Annotated in this window: 9 protein-coding genes and 1 tRNA gene; 5 read left to right on the forward strand and 5 right to left on the reverse strand. The window is 67.2% G+C overall.

Translation table 11 applies throughout. The features are described 5' to 3' along the window. The 5 genes from AO684_RS20805 to selD all read right to left on the reverse strand — a co-directional run. Positions 1 to 1,297 (reverse strand): terminase large subunit domain-containing protein (locus AO684_RS20805; protein WP_200907844.1); only part of this gene is annotated, 1,297 nt, incomplete at its 3' end. After that, the gene (locus AO684_RS20810) at positions 1,294 to 1,611 is read right to left on the reverse strand and encodes a head-tail connector protein (protein WP_235451338.1); all 318 of its coding nucleotides are present in this window, start codon (positions 1,609 to 1,611) and stop codon (positions 1,294 to 1,296) included. The genes AO684_RS20810 and AO684_RS20805, both read right to left, overlap by 4 nt. 454 nt (positions 1,612 to 2,065) lie before the next feature. Next, positions 2,066 to 2,308 (reverse strand): hypothetical protein, encoded by a 243-nt coding sequence (locus tag AO684_RS20815; RefSeq protein ID WP_054304655.1) that lies wholly within the window; start codon positions 2,306 to 2,308, stop codon positions 2,066 to 2,068. Continuing rightward, on the reverse strand, positions 2,305 to 2,679 hold the full coding sequence (locus AO684_RS22105) for a hypothetical protein (protein ID WP_152968502.1): 375 nt from the start codon (positions 2,677 to 2,679) through the stop codon (positions 2,305 to 2,307). Before AO684_RS22105 ends, AO684_RS20815 begins: the two co-directional genes overlap by 4 nt. 128 nt (positions 2,680 to 2,807) lie before the next feature. Next, complete coding sequence (selD, locus tag AO684_RS20825) at positions 2,808 to 4,997, reverse strand: selenide, water dikinase SelD (RefSeq protein WP_054304656.1); 2,190 nt, start codon at positions 4,995 to 4,997, stop codon at positions 2,808 to 2,810. A gap of 144 nt (positions 4,998 to 5,141) precedes the next feature. Here selD and AO684_RS20830 point away from each other — a divergent pair, with 144 nt between their 5' ends. The 5 genes from AO684_RS20830 (at position 5,142) to AO684_RS20845 (ending at position 10,022) form a co-directional block, all read left to right on the forward strand. After that, positions 5,142 to 7,145 carry a hydantoinase/oxoprolinase family protein gene (locus tag AO684_RS20830; protein WP_054304657.1) on the forward strand — a complete coding sequence of 668 codons (2,004 nt, stop codon included), beginning with the start codon at positions 5,142 to 5,144 and terminating at the stop codon, positions 7,143 to 7,145. A gap of 70 nt (positions 7,146 to 7,215) precedes the next feature. After that, a tRNA-Met gene (locus tag AO684_RS20835) sits at positions 7,216 to 7,292 on the forward strand. A 198-nt stretch (positions 7,293 to 7,490) separates the two neighbouring features. Beyond that, positions 7,491 to 8,519, forward strand: coding sequence for a hypothetical protein (locus tag AO684_RS20840; RefSeq protein ID WP_054304658.1), 1,029 nt, complete (start codon positions 7,491 to 7,493; stop codon positions 8,517 to 8,519). A 164-nt stretch (positions 8,520 to 8,683) separates the two neighbouring features. Continuing rightward, a complete protein-coding gene (locus AO684_RS21945; RefSeq protein ID WP_161806037.1) occupies positions 8,684 to 8,851 on the forward strand; it encodes a hypothetical protein in 168 nt (55 codons plus the stop codon). Beyond that, complete coding sequence (locus AO684_RS20845) at positions 8,844 to 10,022, forward strand: pyocin knob domain-containing protein (protein WP_054304659.1); 1,179 nt, start codon at positions 8,844 to 8,846, stop codon at positions 10,020 to 10,022. Before AO684_RS21945 ends, AO684_RS20845 begins: the two co-directional genes overlap by 8 nt. Positions 10,023 to 10,114: the final 92 nt, after the last annotated feature.

Raw genomic sequence — 10,114 nt, forward strand, 5'->3', positions numbered from 1 at the left:
CGATGCAGGCGAGGTTCGCGCCATCGGCCAGCTTCACCAGAGAGGCCAGCCACGGGCCGGGCGGCACCGTGTTTTCGCCCATGGTGGACAACTCGCCCCGCTCGTTCATCTCGACATAGCGGCCCGACACGCCGTCAGCCTCGCCCCGGTCTTGCAGCGAAGGGAAGGCCGGGAAGGTGCCGACAGCCTCCAGCCGCCCGGTATCCGGCCAGTAGAATGCCGCCGCCGACATGCTGCGACTGCCGCCCAGATCAACGCCCAGAACGCAGGGACCGGCCCGCTCGGGCAGATCATCGGGCGCCACCTCGGCGGAGAGCCATTCATCCACTGTCACCAGCACCGACCGATCTTCGGTCGAAACCCGCTCGTTACGGTTGAGGTTGCGGAAGGAGGCCAGCGCCGATCCGCCGCGCGCAATCGCCCGGCGCGCCTGCGCCACCAGCCATTCCGGGCTTGCGCCTATGCCCTCAGCCGCGCCGGGGTTCGCTTCCAGCAGGCTTTCCAGATCGTCAGCAGGCAGGCCAAAGGGCGGGCGATGTTCCTGCCGATAGGTGCCGGGTGGCGGATCGTCCAGCCACTTGGAAAAGGTGTTGGCGTCATCCGGGGCACTGGTGGAAATGATCAGCGCGCGCCCGTTGCGCTTGCCAAGGCCCGAGAGAATGGCGTTTTCCAGCGCGTCGCCCTTGTCGCGCTCCCATGCCGCCCGCTCGTCCAGAATCGCCAGTGTCGGGGCACCGCCGAGGATCGACTTGCCGTCTGCCGGAATGACGCGCAGAAGCCCGCCGCCATTGGCCGAGTATTCCACTTCCAGCTTGTAGCCGCGGCGGATGGTGAACAGTTCCTGTTCCGCCTCGGGCAAGCCCTGCACAAAGCCGACCACAAAGCCGAAGGCGGTTTTCGCTTGGTCCCTGTTTCGCGCCGCGATGATGATTTCCCGCTTCGGCTGGTCATCCCAGACGCCCATAAGCGCGCCCAAACCGATGCCCGCCGAGGTGGCGGTCTTGGCATTGCCCCTGCCGATGGACAGCACCCCGACCATGATGCCATCGGCCAGCGCCCCCCGGATGAACCGCTTCTGATACTCGGCCAGCTTCACCGGCTGCCCGGCAAGCTGCCCCTCGGGAATGATCAGCGTTTGCAGAAACTCGATTGCCGTCTCTGCAATTTCCCCCCCGGATTTTTTCGGGGGAGAGAAAAGAAAATCCAGACCGCCGGTCCGGGTCTCAGTCGAAACCGGGGCATTGGGACCATTCTTGCGGGGTCTGCCGCGCGGTCGCTTGGGGGCTTGCTCGGTCATGCCTCGGGCACCTCGCCCAGAGACACACCACGATAGCGGGCGCAGATGCGCGACGCGGCCAGCGACAGGCCAAGCGGGCGCTCGCGTTCGGTCGCCCCGGCCCGGTTGTCGTATAGCAGCGCCGCTTGATCAATGATCGCAAAGGCCAGATCGTCGGACAGTTCGGCCAGCGTCTCGGGCAGGGTCACGTTCGCCGCATGGGCCACGTCTCCAAGCGCAGCCGACAGCATAAGCAGCATGTCCGTATCATCGTCGTCAAAGTCGATACGGGCGTGCAGCTTCGCTTGTGTCAGCAGGTCGTTTGCCAGTGTCATTTCCTCAGTCTCGCTCGCTATTTGTGTTATATTATCACATAACATTTTAGACGTGAATCCGGCCCCCGCACCTTCCCCCCGCCATGCAGGAGAAGGCCCTTCGCTTCCTCGATCCGTATCCACGCGATGCCCTGTATCGGGGGCCAGCCGCTTCCCCCTGCGCTTCACACGCAGCCCGCCCTTTGCAGCCTTGCTCTGGTGCGGTCCCCGATCTGTCACCCTGCGCCGCAGCATCAGGTTCACCAGCCGGTGGGTATCATCGTCGCGTTTCTGTGCAGACCCAGAAGGAGCCGGTTCTGCACGGGGTGGGGTAGTCCCCGGATCGTCATAAGCCCGCTGATTTCGCTCAGCGGTCAGAGGCTAGGGCGGCTATGTGATGTGCCCGGTCTGTGCCGGTCTGCTCACTGGTGGGTGAAGCCCCCGCGCCGTGCCCGAGACGCGGGGGCACGCTCGGTCACTCAATCACTGGCAGGTCGTCATCATCGGCCCGATGCACGAACAGTTCCGCGACCATGCGGCGCATCATCGCCAGTTGCTTGGGCGTAGGTTTCCACCCCCGCCGCCGTGACTGCGCCATGATGCTGGCCGCGAAAGTCTGCGCCCATTCATTCGTTGCGGTCTTGGCGATGGTCGGAAGCCAGTAGAGGCATTCCGCCACGCTGCGCTCGCCGGTCTGGGGGAAGGTCGCGTGTTTCATGCCGCAGCCCTCCCCGAGACATGGGCGAGGAACCCGGCCTGTTCTTTGGGCGACAGGGCGTTGAAGCTGGCGAGGCAGAAAGCTTTGCGCTCGAACGGGGTGGCCCATTCCGCCCAGGTGCGCGCCTCGTCCAGCGCGTTCAACAGCGGCGGAACCGGGGCGCCGGGGCGCATCCGTTCCAGCGCGTCGGACATGATCAGCGCGGCGTCGGCAGGGTCGCAATTCTCGATGACCATGCGCAGAGTGTTTGCCCACTCGCGGCGCATGGTGTAATCTTGCTGCACGTCCCGCTCGGACTGTTCTTTAGCCCCGGTCGCGCCCGCCAGCGCGCCGGGGTTTTCCATTTCAGTGAACCCGCTCAGGTTCGCCAAGCGTGAAAATTTCGCTTTAGATTCAACAGGCAGAAAACCAAAGTTCGCCGATTTAGCGCCTTGATTTTTCAGGTGTTGCTCAAGCCCTCCGGGCCTACCACTTCCCCCGGATCAGCGGGGCAGTGTGTTTAGCGCGCGGTAATGCGCGGCGGGCCATCGGTGATATGGCCGATCAGGCTGGCCGGGCTGCCTTCTGCATGAAGAGCCGCAAGCACGCTTTCGGCCCGCCCGGCCGGGAGGCAGGCAAGAAAGCCGCCGGAGGTTTGCGGGTCGAACAGCAATGCGGTTTCGGGGCGATCCGCAGGGGCGTCCAGCCGCCCGACCAGCAAAGCCCGGTTTGCAGGCGCCAGCGACGAGGCGACACCTGCCGATGCCAGGGCTGCGGCGCCGGGCAGCAGGGGCAATGCCGCCAGTCGCAGGTCAGCGGCGGTGCCCGAGGCTTCGCAAATCTCCAGCAGATGCCCGGCGAGCCCGAAGCCGGTCACATCGGTCAGGGCGCGGGCTTCGGCTGCGAGCAGCCTCGCCGCCGCCAGCGGTGCCGTGGTCATCGAGGCCAGCGCCGCCGCATAGGAATCCCCCAGCAGGCCACCGGGCAGACGGGTGCCCGCCATCTCGGCCGCCAGAATGGTGCCGGTGCCCAGCGGTTTGGTCAGCAGGATCGCATCGCCCGGTTGCGCGCCGCCCTTGCGGCGGATCTGCGCGGCCTCGCCGGTGACGGTGAAGCCCAGGGTCAGCTCGGCACCGATGCTGGTATGCCCGCCGATGATAGCCGCCCCCGCCTCGGCAAAGGTGGCACCAGCCATGGTCATGATCTCGGCCAGCATTTCGGCCTGAAGCCGGTCTGACAGGCGGGGCAGGGTGATCTGCGCCAGTACGGCGCGCGGGGTGGCACCCATGGCCCAGACATCGCCCATCGCATGCAGGGCGGTGATGCGGGCCATGATGCCGGGATCAAGGCTGAAGGCGCGCAGGTGATCGGTTGTCAGCACTTCGAAGCCCGTGCCGCGCCGGATCACCGCCGCATCGTCGCCGGGGCCGGTGACAATATCCGGGTCCGTCGTGTCGGGCAGGCGGGCCAGCGCCGACGCGAGTGGCTCCGCGCCCACTTTCGCCCCGCAGCCGCCACAGAGCGGTTTGGGCCCCAGCGCCTCGGCCAGGCCCGCGGCGGCCGGTTGCGGCAGTGGCGGCACCGGCATCGCGGGATAGCTGGTGAACTTCGCGATGAAGGTGCGGTCGATCCGATCCTTCCAGCGCCAGAGCAGCGGATGTGTCAGCCGCAGCCCGAACTTGTCGGCCACTGCATTCCGCCGCCCGGTCGAGACCAGCTTGAGGTAATCGCGTTGCGGCTGATAGCGGCGCATCGTGCCGGTTTCCGCCAGCGCCACGCGCAGGTTATGCAGCAGCACCGGCGCTTCGCGCACCGCAAAGACCCCGGCCTTGGCGCGCGGTGCATGGGACAGATGCGCGCAATCCCCTGCGGCGAAGATCGCGGGGTCAGAACTTTGCAGCGTCGGGCCGACGGTGATGAAGCCGTCGTGCAGGTCCAGCCCGGTATCGGCAAGCCAGCCCTGCGGCCGTGACCCGGCGACGGAAAGCGTGAAATCCGAGGGCAGCTCGCGCCCGTCGGTCAGGGTCACACTTTCAGCCCGTATCTTCGCGGGCGTAGCGCCGGTCAGCAGTGTCACGCCCTCGCGTATCAGTTCCGCCATCAGCGCGGCACGCGCACCGGTGCCGATATGGGGAAGGGCGGTTGCCTCGCGCTCCAGCAGCGTGACCTGTGGGGTTACGCCAGCACCGCGCAGCCGATGCGCCGAGGCCAGCGCCAGTTCGACCCCGCCGACCCCGGCCCCCACGATGACCACACGCGGGGCGGGGAGGGCGCGTGTGACGAAAGCCTCCCACGCCTCGGCATAGGCACCCAAGGGCTTGGCAGAAATGCCATGCGCGGCATAGCCCGGCAGGTCCGGCAGGCCCGAGCCGATGCCGATGTCGACCGAGGCGATGTCATAGGCGACCGGCCCGCGCCCCTCCAGCAGCACATGGCGCCTGGTGCGGTCGATCCCCACAGCCCGGTCCAGGATCACCCTTGCCCCGGCAAAACGCGCCAGAGGCACAAGGTCGATCATGATTTCGTCACGCCGGTAATGCCCGGCGATCAGGCCGGGCAGCATGCCGGTATAGGGCGCCACCGGGCCGGGGTTGATCACGGTCAGCCGCGCGCCGGGTAGCGGCCGCATCCCCCACATCCGCAGCACGAGCGCATGCGCATGGCCGCCACCCACCAGCACCAGATCCCTTGTTTGCGGAAAACCCTGCATCCTGCCCCCGTCGCGCCTGCCGCAGCCTATCCGCCTCCATGGGCCATGGCGAGAGGCGCGGCTGCGACATCTTGGGTCGCAGGCGGGGATGACCTTGCCCCGCGCCGCAGCTATCGGAAAGGGGCGGAACAGGAACGGCGAGACATGAAATATCTTCTTGGCGTGGATACGGGCGGCACCTACACCGATGCGGCCATCATGGACGAAGCGGCGACGCAGGTGGTGGGCAAGGCGAAATCGCTGACCACGCGCGCTGATCTCAGCCTCGGGATTGGCCGCGCTGTCGATGCGGCGCTGGCGGCGGCGCAGGTCGCGCCTGCCGACGTGGCCATGGTGTCACTGTCGACAACGCTTGCCACCAATGCGCTGGTCGAGGGGCAGGGCGGCCGCGTCGCGCTGGTCTTCATCGGTTTCGATGCTGCCGATCTTGAACGTGGCGGGCTGACCGAGGCTTTGGGCGGTGATCCGGTGATCCGTCTGGCGGGCGGTCACGAACATTCCGGTGCCGAGTCCGCACCGCTGGATCTTGCCACGCTGGAGGCTGAGGCTGCGCGGCTGGCGCCCGATGTCATGGGCTTTGCCGTGGCCGCCCGTTTTGCCACCCGCAACCCGGCACATGAGGTCGCGGCCCGCGCCGCGATCCGTGCCGCGACCGGGCGGCCAGTGACCTGCTCGCACGAGCTTTCGGCCGGGCTGAACGGCCCGAAACGCGCGCTGACTGCCGTGCTGAACGCCCGGTTGATCGGAATGATAGACCGGCTGGTCGCGGCCTGCGAGCGGCATCTGGCCGCTGTCGGCATCGACGCGCCGCTGATGGTGGTGCGTGGCGACGGCGCGCTGATTTCCGCCGCCATGGTGCGGGAGCGTCCCATTGAAACCATCCTCTCCGGCCCCGCCGCCAGCATCGTCGGTGCGCGCTGGCTGACGGGCGAGCCTGATGCGCTGGTCTCCGATATCGGCGGCACCACCACCGACGTGGCGCTTCTGAAAGACGGCCTGCCCGAGATCGACCCCGAGGGCGCGCGCGTCGGCGGCTTCCGCACCATGGTGGAGGCCGTGGCGATGCGCACCACCGGCCTTGGTGGCGATTCAGAGGTGCATCTGCTGCAAGCCGGGCTTGAGGGCGGCTTGCGGCTTGGCCCCCGGCGGCTGGTGCCGGTCTCGCTTCTGGCGGTCGATCATGCGGAGATGGTGCATGCGGCACTGGACCGTGCGTTGTCGGCCGAGGTGTCGGGCGATTTCGACGGGCGTTTCGTCATCCCCATGCAGGGCCAGACCGGCGGGCTGACCGCGCGGGAGGCCGCGCTGCTGGCCCGGATCGACGCGCCGATGCCGATGGCCCGCCCGATCACCTCGCGGCTGGAAGTGGCGGCGATGGACCGGCTGGTCGCGCGTGGGCTGGTGATGATTTCCGGCGTCACCCCTTCGGATGCCAGTCATGTTCTGGGGGGTCTGGCCGATTGGGATGCTTTGGCCTCTGAAAAGGCGCTGCGCCTGTTGGGACGGCGGCGGACAGGGCGGGGCGAGCGTTTCGCCACCGATCCGGCGGTTCTGGCGCGGATGATCGTCGACCAGTTGACCGCGCAAACCGTCGATTGCCTGCTGGAGGCCGCCTTCGCCGAAGATCCGGCTTTCGCAGGTGAGGCGCCTGAAGTTCTGGCGCGCCACCTGCTGACCCGGCAGGGGCTGGCGCGGCATCGCGGCGTGGTTGACATCGGGCTGCGGCTGGCGGTGCCGGTGATCGGCCTCGGCGCCTCGGCGCCCTTTTATTACGGCGCGGTCGGGGATCGGCTTGGCAGCCGGATGATCCTCCCGGAACATGCCGGGGTTGCCAATGCCATTGGCGCCGTGGTCGGCCAGGTCAGCCAGCGCGCCACCGGCCTTGTCACCAGCCCCGGAGAAGGGCGCTTCATTGCCCATCTGCCCGCCGGCAACGTGCTGTTTTCCAGTGCTGATTCCGCCATGGCCGCGCTGGAGACCGCACTTGCCGACGAGGCGCGCAGCCGCGCCGCCCGCGCCGGTGCCGAGGAAGTGCATATCGCCACCCACCGCGACATCCGCGAGGCCGAGGTGGAGGGCAACCGCATGTTCCTTGAGGCCACGCTCAGTGTCACCGCCTCGGGGCGGCCGCGCGTGGCGCATGGCTGAAGCGGCAGGCGAGAAAAGTTGCGATTCCCGCTTGACCTCCCCGCCGGGCTTCACTAGGAACCGCGCCAGTGGCTAGGTAGCTCAGTTGGTTAGAGCACACGACTCATAATCGTGGGGTCGGGGGTTCAAATCCCCCCCTCGCCACCACTCAATCAAGTAATATCGAGCCGTTGGGTGGGGTGCCGGAAGTGGTGCGTTGGAGCGTCTAAACGATCTTCGTGTTGACGGTCCTTTTCCGGCAGATCAATGGCCCGACCGGGCTGACGCCCCGGGATCGGCGATCTGTGGTTTGACACGTCGAGCAACAGCAAATGCTACCGCTGGGGCGGGGCCAACTGGATCTCGGTGCAGGACAGCAATATTCCCGATCTGCTGTCCACCACATCGGCGCAGTCTTCGGCGATCACCAGCCTGCAGAATGATCTGGCGGGCAAGGCCCCGGCCTCGGCGCTGAATGCGCTGACGACGCGGGTGACGACGGCGGAGGGCAATATCACCGCCAATGCCGGTGCCCTGACGGCGCTCAGCGCCGATGTGGGGAAGTTCGCGGCGGCAGGAAAGTTCCGGGTCAGCGTCGAGGCCACGCCTTCCGGCGCCACTTCGCGCATCGGCCTGTCTGCCACGGCCTCGGGCGGGGCCACCACCCAGACGGCGGCGCTGTTTCTGGAGGCCACCAGCTCGGGCGTGGGGCGGGTGCTGGTCAATGCCGACCGCTTTGCCATCATCAACGGCGACGCGCGCGACGTGCCCTTCGTGCTCGAAGGTGGCGCCACCTACATCAAGAAGGTGATGATCAAGTCCGGCGACATCGATGCCGACAAGATCGACACCGACAGCTTCAGCACCGCCGGCATGGCGCTGTTCGGCGGCACGCTGCAATCCGACAATTATGCCCCGGGCGCGGCGGGCTGGCGCATCCGCAGGAACGGTGTTGCCGAGTTCTGGGGCCTGATCGTGCGCGGCTCGATCCAGGACGGTGCGGTCTCTGACCGGGCGGTCACCGCGCGGCCGGGCGACTGGACCAATGACACGACGGGGTCCTGGAGTGTGGTGAACACCGTCACCCTGACCGGCCTGTCCCCCGATGCCATCTACTTTGCCAATATCAAGCTGGAGACCCGCAACCAGCTGACCGGCGACGGCAACACCCGCTACCGCGTCGAGCGGGATCTGCGCGATGGCGGCACCTGGCTTGGCTACGAGACGCTGGGCGGGACCGACCAGTCCACGACGGACTGGCTGATGCGCATCCACAGCGACTCGATCAACGGCGATTTTGACGGGGTGCGCTACCGGGTCAGCATTCTGACCGGCTCGGTCAGCAGCCCGATCTTGCGCAGGCTGCGCATGACCATCACAGGAGTGACACGATGATTGTCTGGGCCGAGGCCGATGCGGCGGGNNCCCGCCGTGACCGGAAAATGCACCAATCCCGAAGATGTGCCGGAGGGCGCGGTGATCGTGCCGCCCGGTATCGATCCCGCCACATGCATTCTGCGCGGCGGGGAATGGCTGCCGCAGCCGCAGGAGGAGACCCCATGACCACTGTCGCCATCGATCCCGCCGTCGCCCTTGCCGAGGCCCATGCCCTGGTCGAGCATTACCGCAACCGCAGCCTGATCCAGGCGCAGGCCATCGCGGATCTTCAGGCCCGCATCACCGAACTGGAAGCCGCCCTTCCGGCGGAGGAGGCCCCCGATGCCTGATCTGCCCGTCAGCTATGCCACCGGCACGGTCACCCTCGGGGCAGGCTCCACCACCGTCACCGGCAGCGGCACCAGCTGGATCGCCGCCGGGCTGGAGGCAGGGGACATGTTCTGGGCGGCCAGGCTGAGTGTCAGGATCGCCAGCGTCAACAGCGCGACCTCGCTCACGCTCGCTTATCCCTGGCCGGGGGCCGCCCAGACCGCTGTGAACTACGAGGTCCGCTTCACGCCGGATATGACCCGCGCGCTGGCCTCGGCGCGGGAACTGCTGGAGGAGCTTTCGAACGGCAATCTTTCGGCGCTTGCGGCGCTGGAAACGATGGCGAACAAGCTGCCGTGGTTCGATGGCGCAGGCTCTGCGCAACTGGCAGACCTGACATCGCAGGCCCGTGGTCTGCTGGGCGGCTCTGCCCTCTCGCGGGCGGGCAGCGATTATACGCTCAACGGCAAGCTGCTCGGCACCGCCGTGACCCAGAACGACAAGGATACCGCCGCCGGGCGGTTGCTGAAGACTGGCGATTTCGGTCTGGGCACCGCAATTTCTCTGACCGCTGCGGATAATCTCGATACCATCCTGACTTCCGGGCTTTTCTACAATTCGTCATCGGCCAACACGACCGGGAACAATTACCCGCCGGGGATCTCCGGTGCTGGCGCCCTGATCGTGGTGGCGCGCAGCACCACCAACGTGATCCAGAAGTTCATCAGCTACGGCGGCGCCTCCATCGCATCGGCCCTGCGGGAGTTCTCCCGAAGCTGGGGCACATCCGGCTGGGGACCGTGGGTGGAGCAATTCCATCAGGGATCGCTGCTCGGGACGGTCTCCCAGTCCGGCGGCGTTCCGACCGGCAAGGTCATCGAACGCGGCAGCAATGCCAATGGCGAATATGTCCGCTTCGCTGACGGCACCCAGATCTGCACGGTCATTGCCGCCGGGGTGGATGCCGCGACCGCAGCCGGGCCGATCTACATGCACAGCAACCTGCTGACATGGACCTTCCCGGCCTCGTTCCTCTCCGCCCCTGTGGTGACAGGGGGCGGCGGCAATGCGGCGCGCTGGCTGGGGATCAACGCGCCCTCGGTCGGCAGTGTGCAGTACCGCGTCTTCTCCTATGCCTCGTCGGGCACCCTTTCGCTGCCCGGCCTGACCGCCATCGGCCGCTGGTTCTGAGGAGGACCACCCATGCAGATCTCGTTCTCGCCCTTCCGCGCCGATTCCGCCCTCACCCTGTCCCGGCAGGGCGATGTCCTGACCATCGACGG

The organism is Gemmobacter sp. LW-1 (genome assembly GCF_001303875.1).
In the GTDB taxonomy this organism is placed as follows: domain Bacteria; phylum Pseudomonadota; class Alphaproteobacteria; order Rhodobacterales; family Rhodobacteraceae; genus Gemmobacter; species Gemmobacter caeni.

Excerpts from the sequence above, each read along its gene's own strand:
- AO684_RS20810 (WP_235451338.1), bottom strand. The coding sequence starts at position 1,611 with ATGACACTGGCAAACGACCTGCTGACACAAGCGAAGCTGCACGCCCGT.
- AO684_RS20815 (WP_054304655.1), bottom strand. The coding sequence starts at position 2,308 with ATGAAACACGCGACCTTCCCCCAGACCGGCGAGCGCAGCGTGGCGGAA.
- selD (WP_054304656.1), bottom strand. The coding sequence starts at position 4,997 with ATGCAGGGTTTTCCGCAAACAAGGGATCTGGTGCTGGTGGGTGGCGGC.
- AO684_RS20830 (WP_054304657.1), top strand. The coding sequence starts at position 5,142 with ATGAAATATCTTCTTGGCGTGGATACGGGCGGCACCTACACCGATGCG.
- AO684_RS21945 (WP_161806037.1), top strand. The coding sequence starts at position 8,684 with ATGACCACTGTCGCCATCGATCCCGCCGTCGCCCTTGCCGAGGCCCAT.
- AO684_RS20845 (WP_054304659.1), top strand. The coding sequence starts at position 8,844 with ATGCCTGATCTGCCCGTCAGCTATGCCACCGGCACGGTCACCCTCGGG.